We start from the raw sequence: 17,884 nt of genomic DNA, 5'->3' as shown, positions 1-17,884 counted from the left end.
GCACCATTTTATTTAGCTTCTTTTAGATTTTATTTTGGCTAGTTTTAATTGTAAATTTATATACAGTTCTCTATAAATCCCATAGATACCGATAATTTGCATAAATCGTATTGTTTTCTTCTTGAAACCTGGATTTATTGGAACAGAGAGACATTCAGCCCATAAGGTTTCTATTATTTTTTTATAGAGAATAGGGTGTTGTTTTTGTCTATATTTCTTGTCCACAGACATTAATGTTTTAATGAGTTTTTTTGAGTTAAAAGGTTGTAATGCATCTGCAATAATTCTTGTTTCACTATTAGCTTTTCCCACCCAATTCGCAGAATTTTCTTCCCAGTATAGCATATCTGAAGCTCTATAATTATATTTCTCGAATGTTGGATTGTTGTCCTCTAACCATTTTTTATAATGCTTTAGTGCAAATTGTTGATATGGATAGTTCTCTAGAAAAGCTATTCTATACTCATCTTTAATTTTGATTTCATCCCATTGCATTCTACAAATTTCACTTACATTGCCATTTAGTATTAGATAGTTAGGTATATGCTGATTGACTGCACTAAATAAATAATTGAAATTTGAAAATCTAGGAAATGATAAAATTTTACCAAGATTGTTATGGTGTTCTTCAGAAATATTTTTTGAGCATTCAAAAATATGTAATGTTAATCCTAATTGTTCTAATAGCATCTTTGGATATTTAATATCAGGATGATTATCAGAATAATTACTATGCTTATAAACAAAATAATAAGTTTTATCGCTAATGTCTTTACTAGCAGCAAGTAAAACTCTACTTTCCCAACCACCACTTACTGGAATAGCCATTTTATATCTTTTACTTGCAGAGGTAATATATCCTTTAATCATTTCTGCTGCTATCTTAGCAGTTGAATCCACATCACTTCTTTGGAGCTTTTCATATGGAAAATACCTAATTGATAACTTTTTATTAAGGTCTAATAGATAGTTTGGTTTTAGTCGTTTAACTCCTTTAAAATTTGTGGTGTCAGCAACAAAGGTCATTCGCTTTTGAAAGGCTTTAGAATTAAAAAAGCTTTTAGCTTCTTCACTATCATCAATCTCAAGTGAACAAATAGAGTTTATTGTAACAGCTTGAGATGCTGCTATGAGTTGATTATTATCGGTTGTATGATAATAACATTCTCTTGTACCTGTTGCATCTGTAAAAACGAAGGTATTGTCTAATTCTTTATCATAGAAGAATACAAGATAACTTCCACAGTATTTTTCAAATAATTGAACAAAATCAAATATTTCTTTGTGTAAATAGGTACGGCAAATATTTTCCAATATGTGCTCATTATCAAAATCTGTATATTGGTAGTCATACAAATCTCCCACTATAATACATTCAAAACTATCATTTTGAAAATCGCAAATGTTTAGTTTGTCATGAAATGATAAATAATGATTTCCAATTTTTTTTGAATTGAAGTTTTTTAAGTCGTCTATTTTAAAGGGAGTAAAAACAAATTGTTTTAAAAATTCTGTTTCACTGATACTTTTTTTGATTTGACTTTTATGAGTAAGCGTTTTTTCCATTTTAAGTATAATACAATTCTAATTGAGCATCAGTCTTTCTGATTAGTCAATTGCATCATAAATGAAAATGTAAAAAAGGAGAGTGGCTTTAAATTTTTATTAAATCAAATTTACAAAAATTAAAGGGCTTTTTTCAGTCGCACTAACTTATACAATAAGTCTTCCAATTGGTCTAGGGGTAGCATATTCGCACCATCAGATTTAGCCTCTTGGGGTTTGGGGTGAGTTTCTATAAAAATACCATCTACACCACTAGCAATAGCTGCTTTAGCTATGGTTTCTATTAGTTGAGGTTGACCTCCTGTAACACCGCTACTTTGGTTGGGCTGTTGTAGGGAATGTGTAACGTCCATTACAACAGGGGCGTATTCTTGCATAAGAGGTATCCCTTTAAAATCCACTACCAATTCATGATAACCAAACTGACTGCCTCTTTCCGTAATTAGCACACAATTGTTGTCGCTATCTTTTACCTTTTGTACGGCAAATTGCATAGCTTGGGGTGACAAGAATTGACCTTTCTTGATATTAACGGTTTTGCCCGTTTTGGCAGCAGCTACTATCAAGTCAGTTTGGCGGCACAAGAAAGCTGGAATTTGTAAAATATCCACGTGTTTAGCAGCTAATTTTGCCTCCTCTACAGAATGTATATCTGTAGTTACGGGAATATCTAGCTCTTTTCTAATATTCTTCAGAATAGTAAGTGCTTTTTCATCACCAATACCTGTAAAAGAGTCTAAACGTGAACGATTAGCTTTTCGATAAGAACCTTTAAAAACAAAAGGAATTTCTAATTTTTCACAAATTGCTTTGACGTGTCTAGCAATATCAAAAGCCATTTCTTCGCTTTCAATAGCACAGGGCCCAGCAATCAGAAAAAAGGAGTCTTTAAATTTTAATTTACTTATCACGGTATCGCTTATTTACTGCTCGAAAATACTCTTTTTATGCCAATACCTATATGAAGACCATAGCTTAAAGTGGGAATACCAGCATTAAACTGTTTGGTGTAAATGTGGAAATGGGTTTTTTCTCCACCATAAAGGTAGCTGAATTGAAAACCATTATGCTCAATACCACCAATATGATAACCTAATGCCAAACGATGTTTTTTCATTTTTTTATGAACTTCTAAAGTCAGTTTTGGAATATTATAAAGGTTCATTCGGTGTTCAATGGATAGGGAGTAGCCTTGAATTATTGAATTGTATAAAGGCTGATTTATACTTAGTCTAAACCTAGTAGGAAGTTGCCACGTATAGCTTTCCTTTATATTACTTTGTAAATCCGATTGTAGACTATCTAGTTCATTTCTGATGATGCTATCGCTAAAACTGAGAAAGTCATCAACATTGATGCCTTCAAATTCATACTGACTTTCAATATGCATATTGCTAGTCTTATCGTTCCACCTAATAAATCCTAAATCACTAATCGATAACTCGATTTGTCCCTTACTGATACTGTCTTTGTATGTCATTCCAAAAACAGCACCATAACCGTTCTTGCTAAAAGGTTTTTGTAAAAAATCTATTGTATCCGTGTAGTGAGCCTCATAATCCACTTGATAGTTAATGAAAGCAGCTTGAGGATGGGTGTAAAAACGAGCTTCATTGACAGTAGCATCTAGAAAATGGTGTCCCAAAAGTAGCCCTACACTCGTTTGTATTTTTCTACTCCATTGATATGAAAAATCTAGTTGTGAGTAGTTAAAAGCAGTAATATCAAAGGGGTCTAGTTTAAGGTTTTCACCCTTGAATGGAGTGTTTCCCAACAGACTCAATTCTACTAATGATTTTGAGTAGGTGGCGTATGCTCCTATATGGTTAGATAAACTCAGCCCCCAGCCTTTTTTATTTTGATAAACAAAAGTGTTATTACTTTCAAAGGCAATATTATTTTCTGCTTTTAAAGCGTCTATGATGTTGTTCTTTTCCATAGCATCTAAAAAGCCATAGGACTGTGACAGTAATTGGGCGTTGATGCTACTGTTAAACAAACCAATATCTGTATTAAACTCTAATGAGCTTTCTTGCGAATAGGCCGATAAAGTAAGAGCCACTAAGAACATCGAAAAATACTTTGGCATTATTCTACGGTATAATTAAAGTTAGCAACGAGTTTTAGATCCATGGCATAGTTACTGTAAATAGTGACGAATTGGTTTGAGGGTTGTGTATTGAGAGTAACTTCAAAAGCTATTTTTTTACATAGCGATAAGCTTTCGCTGATATTAGTGAAAGCGAAGGTCAATTCACTAGAGGTACTAGAACTAGTTTTGCCGTTAGCATCGACTTCACTAGCTTGAACGATTTGTTCAGAAAGAAGACTTTCTAATACCATATTGTTTTGGTCTAGCAAATACATTTTTATTTCGGCATCGATGGGGTAGCTATTTTGTGCTAGTAGAGTGAAGGAAGCCTGTTCAATATTATCTATTGAAAAAGAAACATCTACTGTATCTTTTAAGACAATGTTTGAGCCAGAAAAGGATAAGGGTATTTCAATTTGCAGCTCTGATTTAACACCGTAGTTTTTGAATAAAAAACCATCTTCTTGATTGTCATCAGGATTGAGCAATAGCTCAAAATCGACACCTAAGGTATGGGGTTTATCTTCTATGAGTTCGTCTATGTTAGAATTCACTTCGTTAAATACTACCGTACTATTGCTAGGAGATACTTCTGGGATAGAGTTGGGGTTTTCTGTGGCTGAACCAATAGAGATAGCAGAGGATAGCACATCGCTATTCAACACAATTTCATTTTGGTCACTTGTACTTTTAAAAGTATTAATACGCACATCTGCCTTAGCACCTATGGAGTTTTGAGTCAATAGTTTCACTTCGATATGTTCTAAATCAAACTGTCCGCTGAAATCTGAAAAATCGCTAAAATCTAATTCTTGACTTTCATTGATGGTGTCTTTACCCATATAACCCCAAGCTTTTTCAGGAATTATTTCCTTGATGGTAATAGTATTAAATACGCTATCTTCTAGTGAAATGTGAGTGACAACACCTGATGAGTCAATCCAGCCTCTTGATTCGGTGTATATGGTATTGATAGTATCTCCATATTTACCTGTCATATCTATTTCGTACCCAGAAAAGTCGAAAAGTTTGGTTTCACTAATTGAGCCCCCCTCAGGAGCAGGAGGTAGTTCGAAATAAAATTCAAAAGGCTGACCATTTAAAGTAGTTCCAGGAATTTTATATTCTATCTTTAGGGTATCTTGTATGGTGCTTACGCCTACAACTTCTACGCCACCTTCTGCCACCAATACTCTTTTTAGTTTTACATCTCCAATATCAAAGGATACGACAGTATCTTCATCAAAAATTTCTTGACTTGGGAAAACGGCAATTCCTTCTTGGAGTTCGATATCACGAATTACGATTTTAGCCGTTAGAGCATCGCTATAATCAATAGTTACAGGATTGGGTGCTGTTCCCACAATATCGGCACTAATTATCTCAGCCTCTAAATTGCCGAATAATGTTTGACCAGCTAAAGATTCTGTGGTTGTCTCACTTTCTCCACTTGGCAGTAAGGGAATATTCATCGTAATAATGTTGTTGGTTTCACCCTCATTACGAAGTTCTATAACGACATTACTCAAATCGGTAGGTAGTCCATTTTCAATGGTCAAATCTAGGTATCCATCGGTGAAGGTCATTTCCTCAAAATAGTCGTTAGCATCAATAGGAAAGGTTTCATTGAGCAAGTCTGAATAGGCAGGGATAACTGCTGTGCCACCATTAGGAAATAAAATCGTGCCAAAATCTATTGAGGAAATTAAGTTTCCCATAGTTATGGAATGAGTGACTGTTGTATTTGAAAAATTGATGCTTTCTAGCTTAACATTTTTAGTCGTGCTAATGGGTTTTAAATGAATCAGACTATCGAAATTATAGTTGATAATTTCTTTTTGATAGATAAATTTTAAGCTGTTATCAGCTAGTGTGTCAAATTGTATACTGCTATCGTTAACAATATCCGTAAGATTTAAAGTAGTATAAGCTATAGGCGCACTAATATCAGTATCCCAAGTGGGTTTTTCAAAATCGTGGCGACATGAAAAAAGGATACAAAGAAGTAAAAGGTATGGGGTGTATTTCATTCTAATGGCAAATTTATACAAATCTAGTACATTTAATTTTAGTCTTTAGGGATAATTAATAATTGTACTTACCATTCCAACGCTCTTTTAGGAATTTTCTTATTTGTCGTTCTCTGTCGTTATTGCCAGGTTCATAAAAAGTTTGTCCTTTAATTTCATCTGGCATATATTCTTGTTTGACAAAGTTATTCTCGTAATTATGAGCGTAATCGTATTCTTTGCCATAATTCAAGTCTTTCATCAGTTTAGTAGGGGCATTTCTTAGTTCTAGAGGAACGGATAAAGCACCTTTTTCTCGTACACTTTCTTGTGCCATATTAATAGCCATATAGGAGGCGTTGCTTTTAGCTGACGAGGCTAAGTAAATAGCTGTTTGCGATAGTATAATTCTTGCTTCAGGCATTCCTATGACATTTATGGACTGAAAACAATTGTTAGCCATAACTAAGGCTGTGGGGTTGGCATTACCGATATCTTCTGAGGCTAAAATAATCATACGTCTTGCGATGAATTTGATGTCCTCGCCACCTTCAAGCATACGAGCTAACCAATAAACTGCTGCATTAGGGTCACTTCCTCGTATGGACTTGATAAAGGCTGATATGATGTCGTAATGTTGTTCGCCTGTTTTGTCGTAGAGTGCCACATTTTCTTGAGCCGATGCCATGACCAATTCGTTAGTAATGCTAATATCTATGGTGTTTTGGGTATTGATAACTAGCTCAAAAACATTAAGTAATTTTCTGCCATCGCCACCTGATAGACGGAGTAGGGCATCTGTTTCTTTTATGTTGATACGTTTTGTTTTCAGTATCTCGTCTTTAGTAATGGCTTGTTCCAGTAATTGAATGAGGTGAGATTTATCTAAACTTTCCAATACATACACTTGACAGCGTGATAATAAAGCCGATATCACTTCGAAAGATGGATTTTCAGTAGTAGCGCCTATGAGAGTAACGATTCCTTTTTCAACGGCATTAAGTAATGAGTCTTGTTGGGATTTGCTAAATCGATGTATTTCATCGATAAATAGTATGGGCACATTCTTGCCAAATAAGCCCAATGAAGCGGCTTTAGTAATGACATCTCTAACGTCTTTCACACCTGAATTGATGGCACTAAGGGTGTAAAAAGGTCTATCTAACTGATTGGCTATGATGTTGGCTAGAGTAGTTTTGCCTACACCGGGAGGACCCCAAAAAATGATAGAGGGTATGACATTATTTTTTAATGTTTTTAGCAATACACCATTATCGCCAATAAGGTGTTCTTGTCCTATAAAATCATCTAAAGATTTGGGGCGTAATCGTTCGGCTAAAGGGGGAGACTGCATAGCTTTATTGAATTAGAATTTTTCCGATTTCTTCATTTGTCTTAAGCAAATAAAAGCCTTTTTTGAGATATGGTAGTTCAAAAGAAAAATTATTCTTCAATTCCTTTTCAAAAACTATATGCCCTTGCATAGTGTATAAGACTACACTTTCTGTTGGGTTAATTGTAATAGTCTCACCATTCATAATAGGGTTAGGGTAGAATAGGCTAGATGGCAATTCTTTTTCTTCAATATCTGTCGTTTGGCATACGGTCTCACAATCTTCTAATGTGGCATAGTCGCCATCGGCACTACTCAGCTCAACACAACCTTCATCCACACACATGTAGGAAGTGACAGGAGCACCGAAGCCTACAAACACAACAGTATTATTGCCCGAGTTTGGTATGGCTAAAGTGTCCGTTGCTCTGTTGTAATATATATCAGCAGGGTAGCTCATATTGGGAACAACTACCGTTGAACCGCCACTGAAGTCGCTGTTGAATTTACTAATCGCATTATTGCTCCATGCAGATACATAAAAATCTCCGTTATTATCCATAGCAATACCATCGCAATTTCCTAGATTGGTATTTGCTACTGTAGTATAGCTAGAATCCGACATATTGATTTCATAAATGGGGGCATTACTATCCCAACAAACCACAATTAATCGGTCTTCTATATCGTCATAAAATATGCCATTGGGCTTTCTAGGAAGATCTTCTATATACATATTGAAGTTACCACTAACTGTATTGTAGCGATAGATATCTTTACCACTAAAATCCGTAACGAATACATCGTTGCCTTTATGGGTGATGCCATTTGCAAAAGATGCGCCTAGATTTACGTTTACGGTTTGTTCTTCGGTAACTAGGTTATAGGCTTTTAGTCGACTGCCGCTACAAGCAAACACTTCTTCACCTATTACTTCTAGTCCGTGAGGACCAGAGCCAACACCTGAAACAAAAACATCCAATTCATCGTTAATGGCATCGTATGAAAGTATTTGACCTTGACTAGAGTTAGATACTAAATAACGTTGTCCATAACTATCATAATCGACACTTTCAGGGCTATTGTAGGATTGAGCAAAAAGACTTGAAAAACCTAAAAGTAAAGTAAATGTGAATAGGTATTTCATCTTTATTTTACGATTAGTTTAGTGTTATTATCATTATTGCTTCTGAGGAAGTAAATACCACTTTCTAACAGACCTTGTATCAATAGACTTCTTTCTTGTGCTTTATTAGAGTAAACTATTTGTCCTTGTAAATTAGAAATATTCAAATGGAAAGGGTAATCGTAATTTTGGAAGTTTAGCACACCATCTTTAGCAATAGGGTTGGGATAGAACTTTACATTTTCTTGCTCATTTTCTTCAATACTAGTAGCATCATATTCAGCATTATAAAGTTCAATAATTTCATTAGGACCTTGACTTGGCCAGTTGAAACCGTTAGTAGCAAGATAAATCTTACCGTCAGGGCTAACGCAAATATCTCTCAAACGCCCCCATTTATTATTGAAAAAGTCTGTTTCGCCAATAATTTCGTCCCCAGAAGAGTTAAATTCAAAACGAACCAATTTCTTGCCTTTCAATACAGTCATTAGTAGAGTATTCTGAAATTCAGGTATAGAAGGGTGGTCGTACCATATTATATCCGATGGTGCTATGGTAGAAGTACCACTACTCCACAAAGGTTCTATTACATTATTTTCTTGGCAGTAATCACTTTCAGTAAAATTGCTTGTCAAATCTTCAGCGTAGCTATAATCTACTGAAATGTTGTCGCAAAAGCCTTGAACGTTAGGCCAACCAAAGTTTCCATTAGCCTCTAAGATGTTTAATTCATCGTCATTACTAGGACCGTGTTCAGAGCTGTAAATAATACCGTTTGGTCCTAGAGCTAAACCCTGTGCATTTCTATGACCAATAGACCACACATAGCTATATGGACTTGGATTATCGGCTTTAGGCTGTCCGAAGTTACCACCATTAGCATCAATATCTATACGGAGAGTTTTACCCGTTAAAGCAGTTTCATCTTGGGAAGCCATCCAATCCTGTGCATCACCAGTAGTGACTAATAAGGTTGTGTTGTCAATAGCTAGAAGTCGGCAACCAATGTGTGTGCTGTTACCATCAATATCATCTACCATTATGGTTTCATTGATGAGGGCATCGTTATCAAAATCGTATTCATAGTACACAATTTTTTCACTAGCACCACCAGCAGAATAATAGGTGTATGCCATAAATACATAGGGCGCACCATTGTTGAAATCAGGATGTATTTCCATGCCTAATAGCCCTGATTCGTATTGATCGTACAACTGAGGGGCGAGGTTTAATAGGATATATTGTTCTCCAGTTTCTACGTTTACACGACTAACGATACCAGAACGTTCGGTAACCCAAATATGGTCATCTGGCCCCCATTTTATTTCCCAAGGAACATCGAGTCCTCCGATAACTTCTCTTTCAGTAAGGGTGGTGTTACCAACTTGAACTTGAGCAAAGGTGTTGCTAACTAGTAATGTAACAACTAATAGAATTAGGTACTTATTCATAATGATGAGTTTGTTATTATAATGGTCAAAGTGTTACAAATATCGTTAAAAAATAGATTTAATATCTATCATCAGTATAATTTAAATTGATGTTTCACAAAATAAAAGTTTGATAAAAAAGTTTAAATTTGAGCACAAACTAATTTTTATAACTTATGAAACTGAGTAATTATATTTTATTATTGTTTGCAGTAGCAACAATATATTCTTGCAAATCTAATCAAGGATTGAGCGTAGAAGACCAAGGCGAAGTATTGATAGAGCAGTATTGTTCTGGAGACGAGTATTTTTCTGATAAAAATACATTTAGAGGTAATGCATTAGGGGAAAGTCTAGACCAAATGACTGCAAAGAAGAAAGCACGTTCTAATGCCCAGGCTGAATTGGCTAAAACTATTAGTTCAACGATGAAAATTGTTGGAGATAATTATGTGAACTCTACTGAGTTTAACAATAAGGAAGAAGTAACGGAAACCTTCAATGAAATGAGTAGAACTGTAGTTGATGAAACATTAAACGGTGTTGTTACGATTTGTGAGAAGATGACTAAGACATCTGATGGCAAGTACAAGTGCTATATGGCATTGGAGCTAGCTGCTGAAAAATTAGCTTCAAAGTATCATGAAAGACTTTCTAAAGATGAAAAAATAAAGGCAGATTATAACTATGAGAAGTTTAAAGAAACCTTTGAAAAGGAAATGGAAAAGCTATCCAAGGGATACTAACAAATAGCCCATTTTTTTGAAAATTTAAACTCGCCTTCGGGCGAGTTTTTTTAGTCTTTAACAAAGCTATTAACGAATTCGGGAATAATAGTCTTTTTAATTTCTTTGATAGCTTGTTGATAGGACTCCTTATCTGCCTGTTCAAAGTCTAACTGTATGCCTTTTATTTTATTGATAGTCTTACTGAATATGACTCTATCTTCTAAGTCTTTAGCTTGTACATTCATATCCAAAAATGCCGTAAACATTTTTTGCCCTTTCTTCTCTATACCTTTTCTAGTATCGGCTTTTACAGTAAGAAATATTTGAGCGTCGTTTTTATTACCTACTGGAGTGAATCTCATTTCACTAAGGGCAGATTCTACAGCAAAGCGTAAGTCTGAGCCCTTTTCATCTTTACCAAAATGTTTTTCTTCAGTTTGCACATATATTGTTGGCGTATATACATAAACTGGCACATTGATTTGGTGAGTCTTAATGCTTTTAAACAGTTTCTTTATGAAGTCGCTATCGCTACCTTCGTCTAGCCAAGCCTGAAAATCTATTCCGACTTCTATTTTTTGTACGGTCTCAACGCTTTTAATTTTGGGTACAGAAGTGATAAAAACACCATTGGTATCGGTACTTTGGCTGATGTCTTTTAACTCAAGAAATACAGATGAAGTGATGAGGGGTATGTCAGCTAGTAGATTACCTTCGTGTTGTACGGTTAATTTAATTCTATCTACAGAGTTGCCAATCATAGCTTTTATCTTTTTGCTTTGGCAAAAGATTTGGTAGTCGTCTATGTATGAGCGAAAACGAGCAATGATTTCACTGCCTAGAAAAACGGTTTCTCTGTCAAACTCAGTTTTTAACGGCTCACTAAGGTAGGGTTCTAAAACATCTAAGGCTTTGACGTAGTAAATGTATTTTTCCTTGAGTGGCGTATAATACATAATGGCTTTGTTCAAAAAGTATTTGGATTCTTCTATGGCTTCTTGTATTCTAGCCGTTCTAGTTTCTTGATACAGTTGTTTGCTGAGTCGGTAATACACCCAATATTCATTTTGTTGTGTGAACGTACCTGCCATTTCGTAGCCCTCAAGGATTTCGTTAGCTTTTACCTCGATGTTAGATTTAAAATCTTCTTCGTAGCCATATTCTCTATCCATTTGTAGAAATACAGATTGGGAAGAAATACTGACTTTGATTTGAGAGCTAAGGTTTTGCAGTGCATTTTGTTGAGCAACTTGAATATAGTCTTGGGGATGTGTACTTCTATCGGCTATGCCTATCCCAATATAATGGCTGTCAGAAACGGGATATTCTTTTACCCAAGCAGGAATACCAGCATCTAGCTCGCTAGTCTGTTTTGAGGATTGGCAAGAAATGATAAAAAGGCTGAGAAGGAGTAGGGATAGTTTATTCATTTTCTGGATTATAATTATTAACCATTTGACTCACTTCTGTTGCAATTTCTTGGTAGATATCGTTGGCCAAAGCGTTCACTGATAGGAGAGTTTTCTTGTTTTTAAACAAGTTTCTTAAGGCTCTCTTTTGGGAGTATGAGGTTTCTACAATATCGTTAGGACTTTGTTTATTTTGCCATCTCCAATTACCAGGAACAATATTATTGTAGTTGGTGTTGGATTCAGCAAAATGGACTTCATCTCGACGGTTTAAATTAATGAGTTTAGTCAATAGTATCTCGCCACTTTCGGTAGAGATAAGCTGAAATTGAAAGCCTACTTGTACGCTAGTATTTCCTCTGTACTCTTGGTATTTTATTTTGTCATATACCGTTTCGTAAAAATACTTTTCTGTTTCTTCGTCATACTTACGAACTTTCCTTTCTGCCCAAGCCTTTTTTTCAGTTTTAACTATTGGGTTTTTTTGTTTAGAAAAGCTGACTAGTTTACCAGAAATGATAGCTTTAGCACCGATTAGCTCACCCGCTTGGGCGTTAGTATTTTCTGCTACTTGACCACTAAGTCCCATAATTTGTTCGTCTATAAAATTTTGGGTGTAAGTTCTGTCAACAAGTTTGATGAAAGGGTTATTGAGTTTCATCAATTTATCACTCACTAGTGCCGATATAGCCGATTCGCCACCACTTTGTAGTGTGGCGTTTTGAAATTCTACGATAGCAATAGTAAATAGTCCAGCCTCTAGAGCTAGTGCTTTTCTTTGTTTGGTTTCTTGGTAAGAGTCAGGTATTTTGTCGTACTCGTAGTAGGCAGAGCGGAACTTTTCTAACTCTAGAAATTCATTAGCTTTTCTGTAGATAGGCTCAAAAGTAGCAACGTTTTTAAGGTCGTTAACATCTTTGAAGTTAGGCTTGAGTAGGGCTACCTCTTTTAGTAGTTTTTCAGACTCAGAAAAATTCTCTTGTTCTAATAAGTCCATAGCTTCAACATATATGGTACTGACGTACTCATCAACTAATCTGTTGTAATCGGTGGTGTATGTGCTAGGGATATCTATAGCGATGTTATACTTTTTTATTTTTTCTTTTGTGTCATTAGCATTTCTATAATGATAGATAGCAGCTCTTTTATCGCCAAAGTTTTTAGACTTGAAAAATTCATCGAGGTAGGAATTGACTTGCTTTTGTCCTGAAGATCGAAGCCCTTCTTTAGCAGCAATAAAATCTCCTTTTTTATCTAGGGCTTTCATGTACTGAATACTAGCATCTTGATACAGATTCTTTTCAGAGAATTTATCGCCCTTTTTGGTCAATGATTTTGGCGTGTCACAACTTACTAAGGTCAAGATTAGAAGTGAGCTTAAAATGAGTTTGAAATACAAAGTGTTCATCTCACAAAAATAGTTTTTTTTGGAAATCATTTTATTATTGTATTTTTACGAAGAACAAATTAAAACAATGACATGAAAAAAGTACTATTATTATTCCTATTGACTCCCTTTGCTTTATTTTCCCAATCCTATGATGCCTTGTTTTTAGGTAATTCATATACCTTTTACAACAATATGCCTACTATGGCATCTTCCATTGCAACCTCTATGGGCGATACCCTTAATGTAGAGAGTAACACCCCCGGAGGTTGGCGTTTTATGAATCATGCTGAAGCCAATTCTTCGAGTATGCAAAAAATCAGACAGCAAGCCTGGGACTTTGTAATTCTTCAAGCACAAAGTAATGAGCCAAGTGTACCAGAATGGCAAGTTGAAGAAGAAGTTTACCCTTATGCCCAAGCATTGGTTGACTCCATTGCTGTCAATGACAGTTGTACAGAGCCTGTCTTTTTTATGACATGGGGGCGTAAATATGGAGATCCTATTAATGGTCAGCAATACCCTATTATTTCTACCTACCTAGGTATGCAACAACGACTAAGAGAATCCTATTTAGAAATGGGTATGGACAATGAGGCTACAGTAGCACCAGTTGGAATGGCTTGGAAAAAATCCATTGCTGATAACCCTGACTTTGAATTATATAATCCTGATGAAGGACACCCTAATTTAGCGGGTTCATACCTTGCGGCCTGTACTTTTTATTGCACTCTTTTTCAAAAAAGTTGCGAGGGCTCTAGTTATGTGCCCAATGGACTTTCAACAGAGGATGCAGCTACATTACAAAGTATAGCTTCCAATACCGTACTCGATAGCACTTGGGTGTGGAACATGTTCGCTATTCAATCTGCCGACACATCTTCTACCAATGACAGTACTTATTCATTTAGTGCTACTGCTTCCAATTACGACAATGTGGAGTGGAATTTTGGCAATGGGAATACAGCCAATACACTTAATGCCTCGCATACCTTTTCTGCTGGTCAGTACACAGTGGACTTGAGTGTTTTTTCCAATGGTGGCTGTTTAGTCAAGAAAGAATCCTTTGAAATAAATATTTCTTCCAACGATACCACCAATTCTAACGATACCACGAATACTACTGTTTTTTCAAATTCGGAAGAAACAATCAAAGTGTATCCTACGCCATTGAACGATTACCTTACTATTGAAGGTGGCAAGAATGTTATGCACTTTAGCTTACACAATTTACAAGGACAATTGGTGTTCAGTAAAGATATAGTAGGACTAGAGCGTATCAATTTTAGTCATTTGCCAAACGGATATTATATTGCTAATTTAGTAGCACAAGAAGAAGTACGAACCTTTAAACTTTTTAAAAATGATTGATAAAACAGCAGAAGCCATTAAGGTAAAATTATTAGAAGGCAAGCGATACAGTTTTTGCAGTTGTGGGTTGAGTAAAAACTTACCCTATTGTGACAATGCCCATCGAGAGCATAATGAAAAGCAAGGAACTGAATACAAATCCCTTAAAATTTTCCCTAAAGAAGATACGGAAGTATTGGTTTATTCAGCCACTTGGAAGCGTTGATAAATTGTAGAAAACTTTAGTATTAAATTTCTTTAAAGTCAAACACTATTTTTAATTTTAGAAAAAAAATAAAATGAAGAATTATTTTATGTCCGTAGTCTTTACTATGGGCTTTTTTTGGGTGTACGGACAACAAGAAGCTGATAGTACGCTTACGACCGAAGAAATCCAATTTAGAGATTCTATAGCGGCTATCAACACCAATAACGCTTTAATTCAAGAGATACAAGAATCTTATAATGCTGGTATAGAGGCTTTTGCGTCATCTAACTTTGAGAAAGCTATTACGTCTTTTGAATCTGTTATTGTTTTGGATTCTGCTAATGCGGACGCTTACTTCAATAAAGGTTTATCCCACAAGGAGTTAAAGAATTATGAACTAGCTATTTCTGATTTTGAAAGTACTTTTAGCATAGACGACAGCTATTTTGATGCTATTTTTAATATTGCCAAGTGTTACGAATTATTGAATAATAAGGAACTAGCCCTAAGCACTTATGATCGTTTATTGTCCATAGAGCCTAGTCGTGCTGAGGCGGCATACAACCAAGGCGTATTGTACTATTTGCAAAAGGATTATGATAATGCTATCAAAGCCTATTCTAAGGCCATAAAGATAGACCCATCTTATGCTTATGCACTAAACGATAGGGGAAGTTGTTATCGAGCATTAGAAGACTATGACAAAGCCATAGCCGATTATTTGGAAGCTAGTAAGAATGATGCCCAAGCCTTTATTTTTAACAATTTAGCAAGTGCTTATCGAAAAGCAGGAGATAAAGACCAAGCCATTGACTTTTATACCAAAGCCATACAATCCGATGCCAATTATGAAATGGCATACAACAACAGAGGGACGGTCTATTTTGAATCCGAAAACTACGATATGGCACTCAAAGACTTCAAGAAAGCGATAGAGATAAATTCCGATTATGCTATGGCACTATGCAATAGAGCCGCCATCTATCATTTGCAAGAGCATTATACTGGAGCTTTAGCAGATTTGGAACAAGCGGTTAAGCTACAACCCAACAATGCCACAGCTTTACTCAATAGAGGCATTACTCGAGAAATGCTAAGAGATGTTGACGGTGCATGTCAAGACTGGCAAAAAGCCTATCAACTGGGTATGGAAAAAGCCAATGAATATTACATTAACAATTGCGAATAAAAAGAGATATGAAACAGTTTTTTACACTAGTATTTTTCATAATGACCTGTAGCTTATTCGCTCAAGATGTAGCTTTCAAGAAAGGTAATTTTAAAGACGATAAAGCAGGTTTTGAAGAAGCCAAAGCCAATTTAGAGTTGGGTGACGAATGGTTGGAGAAAGGAAAGGCTAAAGTATTAGCTATGGTGTACGCCGCTAATGAGTACTCCAAAGCCTTAGAATTTTATTTGCCAGCCCAAGAGTTTAACCCAAATAATGCAGATTTAAATAGAAAAGTAGGTCACGCCTATTTGTATACCAATACCCCTTATAAGGCTATGCCATTCCTTAAAAAATCTTTAGAGTTGGCAGGAGATGAGGCAGTACCTTTTTTATATTTTTTATTGGGTAAAGCCTATCAGCTAGAACAGGATTTTGAACAAGCCGAAAAGTCGTTTTTACGCTATGGTACTTTAGCTAATGATAAAGAATTAGAACCCTACAAAAAGTTGAACAGAAAGCACATATCAGAAAGCAAGAGTGGTGCTGAGATTTTCGCTATGAAAACTAGAGTATGGGTAGATAACGTTAAGGAGTTAAATTCCTTTTACGATGACATAGCACCGAGTATTTCTGCTGATGGTTCGGAGATTATCTTCAACACCAACAAGAGTGGTAATTTTGATATATACTCAGCCGAGCGCAAAAAGAGAAAGTGGCAATCTATAAAAGCCCTAAACAGTCTAAATAGCGAGGGCGACGATGTATCTTCTTCTTTAGCCTATGACGGTCAGCGTTTGTTGTTATTCAAATACACCGATGGTCAAAGTGATATTTATGAATCTAAACTCAAGGGAACGGAATGGAGTGAGCCCGAGCTTAAGATGTCAAAGGTGGTCAATACCGAAGCCAATGAAACTTTTGCTTCTTACGACCCTCAAGATATCAAAGTTTATTTCATTACCGATGGTGGCTATGGTGGCGATAAGAACATCAGTTTTAGTGGTAAAAAAGATATGGAAGAAACCTTTTGGGGAAAAGCACAGAGTGCAGGGCAAGAGGTCAATTCAGGTTTTCAAGAAGGTTCGGTATATATGGCACCCGATGGCAAAACTATGTATTTCTGTTCACAGGGGCATACCTCCATAGGAGGCTATGACGTTTTTGTTTCTTACCGTAACGAATTGGGGCTTTGGGGCGAACCTATCAATATGGGTTATCCTATAAATACCCCTTATGATGAATTGTATTTTAGTATTTCTGCTAACGGAAAAAATGCCTATTTCGCTTCCAATAGAGATGGAGGTAATGGTGGTATGGATATCTATTGTGCTACCTTTTGGGGCGAACCTAAAAAACCGACGGTAGCTAGTGAGGACAACCTCATTGCCAGTATTGCTTCGCCTATAGAAGATACTTATATACCAGAAAGTGTGGAAGTTACCGTAGCCAATAGCTTAACTGTTTTCAAAGGGCGTATTTTAGACGGTCTGTTGCAAGACCCTATAGAAGCAGAAATAAAAATATTTGATAATGCTACGGGAGATGTGTATGCCGTAATGCGTTCTAACAGTGCTACGGGCAAATTCTTATTGTCTTTACCATCGGGATTGAATTATGGTATTTCGGTGGAGGCTGAAGGCTATTTGTTTCATTCAGAAAACTTCAATTTACCTGAAGGCTCAGCCTACAACATGATTAACAAAGACATTGAATTGAAGAACATCGATATTGGTAGTAAAATTGCTTTGAGAAATGTATTCTTTGACACAGGAAGAGCTGAGGTTAAGATAGATTCTTATCCTGAGTTAGACCGTTTGATACAACTGATGACCGATGTACCAAGTCTTAAGATTGAGCTTTCTGGACATACCGACAATGTGGGTGGCGATGTTGCCAATCAAAAGCTATCCCAAAGACGTGCAGAAGCCGTTAGAGCCTATTTAGTTTCTCGTTCTGTAGATGGGAGTAGAGTAACGGCTATGGGTTATGGGGCAAGTCGTCCAGTAGATACTAACAATACCAAAGCAGGTAGAGCCAATAACAGAAGAACAGAGTTTGAAATTACAGCCAATTAA

Annotated in this window: 14 protein-coding genes; 5 read left to right on the top strand and 9 right to left on the bottom strand. The window is 35.9% G+C overall.

Annotation, left to right across the window (positions count from 1 at the left end):
• Nucleotides 1–12: 12 nt before the first annotated feature.
• The 7 genes from ISP71_01290 to ISP71_01260 all read right to left on the bottom strand — a co-directional run bounded on the left by ISP71_01290 (nt 13) and on the right by ISP71_01260 (nt 9,577).
• Nucleotides 13–1,566 (bottom strand): hypothetical protein, encoded by a 1,554-nt coding sequence (locus ISP71_01290; protein MBL6662711.1) that lies wholly within the window; start codon nt 1,564–1,566, stop codon nt 13–15.
• A gap of 119 nt (nt 1,567–1,685) precedes the next feature.
• Nucleotides 1,686–2,477 (bottom strand): 3-deoxy-8-phosphooctulonate synthase, encoded by a 792-nt coding sequence (gene kdsA / locus ISP71_01285; protein MBL6662710.1) that lies wholly within the window; start codon nt 2,475–2,477, stop codon nt 1,686–1,688.
• Between the two features lie 8 nt (nt 2,478–2,485).
• Nucleotides 2,486–3,655 carry a hypothetical protein gene (locus ISP71_01280; protein MBL6662709.1) on the bottom strand — a complete coding sequence of 390 codons (1,170 nt, stop codon included), beginning with the start codon at nt 3,653–3,655 and terminating at the stop codon, nt 2,486–2,488.
• Nucleotides 3,655–5,688, bottom strand: coding sequence for a hypothetical protein (locus ISP71_01275; GenBank protein MBL6662708.1), 2,034 nt, complete (start codon nt 5,686–5,688; stop codon nt 3,655–3,657). The genes ISP71_01280 and ISP71_01275 overlap by 1 nt, the downstream gene beginning before the upstream one ends.
• Before the next feature lie 55 nt (nt 5,689–5,743).
• The gene (locus ISP71_01270) at nt 5,744–7,021 is read right to left on the bottom strand and encodes a replication-associated recombination protein A (GenBank protein MBL6662707.1); all 1,278 of its coding nucleotides are present in this window, start codon (nt 7,019–7,021) and stop codon (nt 5,744–5,746) included.
• A gap of 4 nt (nt 7,022–7,025) precedes the next feature.
• Complete coding sequence (locus tag ISP71_01265) at nt 7,026–8,147, bottom strand: T9SS type A sorting domain-containing protein (protein ID MBL6662706.1); 1,122 nt, start codon at nt 8,145–8,147, stop codon at nt 7,026–7,028.
• Nucleotides 8,148–8,149: 2 nt separating this feature from the next.
• On the bottom strand, nt 8,150–9,577 hold the full coding sequence (locus ISP71_01260) for a PQQ-dependent sugar dehydrogenase (GenBank protein ID MBL6662705.1): 1,428 nt from the start codon (nt 9,575–9,577) through the stop codon (nt 8,150–8,152).
• A 155-nt stretch (nt 9,578–9,732) separates the two neighbouring features.
• Here ISP71_01260 and ISP71_01255 point away from each other — a divergent pair, with 155 nt between their 5' ends.
• Nucleotides 9,733–10,302, top strand: a complete 570-nt coding sequence (locus tag ISP71_01255; protein MBL6662704.1) for a hypothetical protein — start codon at nt 9,733–9,735, stop codon at nt 10,300–10,302.
• A gap of 50 nt (nt 10,303–10,352) precedes the next feature.
• On the opposite strand, the gene ISP71_01250 is transcribed toward ISP71_01255, so the two are convergent.
• Nucleotides 10,353–11,714, bottom strand: coding sequence for an LPP20 family lipoprotein (locus ISP71_01250; protein ID MBL6662703.1), 1,362 nt, complete (start codon nt 11,712–11,714; stop codon nt 10,353–10,355).
• Nucleotides 11,707–13,131 (bottom strand): hypothetical protein, encoded by a 1,425-nt coding sequence (locus tag ISP71_01245; protein MBL6662702.1) that lies wholly within the window; start codon nt 13,129–13,131, stop codon nt 11,707–11,709. Before ISP71_01245 ends, ISP71_01250 begins: the two co-directional genes overlap by 8 nt.
• A gap of 42 nt (nt 13,132–13,173) precedes the next feature.
• On the opposite strand from ISP71_01245, the gene ISP71_01240 reads away from it, so the two are divergent.
• The 4 genes from ISP71_01240 (at nt 13,174) to ISP71_01225 (ending at nt 17,884) form a co-directional block, all read left to right on the top strand.
• The gene (locus tag ISP71_01240) at nt 13,174–14,451 is read left to right on the top strand and encodes a T9SS type A sorting domain-containing protein (GenBank protein MBL6662701.1); all 1,278 of its coding nucleotides are present in this window, start codon (nt 13,174–13,176) and stop codon (nt 14,449–14,451) included.
• Entirely contained in the window at nt 14,444–14,656 is a 213-nt protein-coding gene (locus ISP71_01235; GenBank protein MBL6662700.1) for a CDGSH iron-sulfur domain-containing protein, read from the top strand. Before ISP71_01240 ends, ISP71_01235 begins: the two co-directional genes overlap by 8 nt.
• 73 nt (nt 14,657–14,729) lie before the next feature.
• Nucleotides 14,730–15,827: a tetratricopeptide repeat protein gene (locus ISP71_01230; protein MBL6662699.1), complete on the top strand. Its 1,098-nt coding sequence runs from the start codon at nt 14,730–14,732 to the stop codon at nt 15,825–15,827.
• 8 nt (nt 15,828–15,835) lie between these two features.
• Nucleotides 15,836–17,884, top strand: coding sequence for a PD40 domain-containing protein (locus ISP71_01225; protein ID MBL6662698.1), 2,049 nt, complete (start codon nt 15,836–15,838; stop codon nt 17,882–17,884).

The organism is Flavobacteriales bacterium, assembly GCA_016779995.1.
Lineage (GTDB): Bacteria > Bacteroidota > Bacteroidia > Flavobacteriales > UBA7312 > UBA8444.
The sequence above is the reverse complement of the archived record's forward strand: the minus strand, read 5'-3'. Positions and strand labels throughout refer to the sequence as shown.

Coding starts and splice junctions, on each gene's coding strand:
- ISP71_01290 (MBL6662711.1), bottom strand. CDS start 1,566: ATGGAAAAAACGCTTACTCATAAAAGTCAAATCAAAAAAAGTATCAGT.
- ISP71_01280 (MBL6662709.1), bottom strand. CDS start 3,655: ATGCCAAAGTATTTTTCGATGTTCTTAGTGGCTCTTACTTTATCGGCC.
- ISP71_01275 (MBL6662708.1), bottom strand. CDS start 5,688: ATGAAATACACCCCATACCTTTTACTTCTTTGTATCCTTTTTTCATGT.
- ISP71_01270 (MBL6662707.1), bottom strand. CDS start 7,021: ATGCAGTCTCCCCCTTTAGCCGAACGATTACGCCCCAAATCTTTAGAT.
- ISP71_01265 (MBL6662706.1), bottom strand. CDS start 8,147: ATGAAATACCTATTCACATTTACTTTACTTTTAGGTTTTTCAAGTCTT.
- ISP71_01260 (MBL6662705.1), bottom strand. CDS start 9,577: ATGAATAAGTACCTAATTCTATTAGTTGTTACATTACTAGTTAGCAAC.
- ISP71_01255 (MBL6662704.1), top strand. CDS start 9,733: ATGAAACTGAGTAATTATATTTTATTATTGTTTGCAGTAGCAACAATA.
- ISP71_01250 (MBL6662703.1), bottom strand. CDS start 11,714: ATGAATAAACTATCCCTACTCCTTCTCAGCCTTTTTATCATTTCTTGC.
- ISP71_01245 (MBL6662702.1), bottom strand. CDS start 13,131: ATGATTTCCAAAAAAAACTATTTTTGTGAGATGAACACTTTGTATTTC.
- ISP71_01240 (MBL6662701.1), top strand. CDS start 13,174: ATGAAAAAAGTACTATTATTATTCCTATTGACTCCCTTTGCTTTATTT.
- ISP71_01235 (MBL6662700.1), top strand. CDS start 14,444: ATGATTGATAAAACAGCAGAAGCCATTAAGGTAAAATTATTAGAAGGC.
- ISP71_01230 (MBL6662699.1), top strand. CDS start 14,730: ATGAAGAATTATTTTATGTCCGTAGTCTTTACTATGGGCTTTTTTTGG.
- ISP71_01225 (MBL6662698.1), top strand. CDS start 15,836: ATGAAACAGTTTTTTACACTAGTATTTTTCATAATGACCTGTAGCTTA.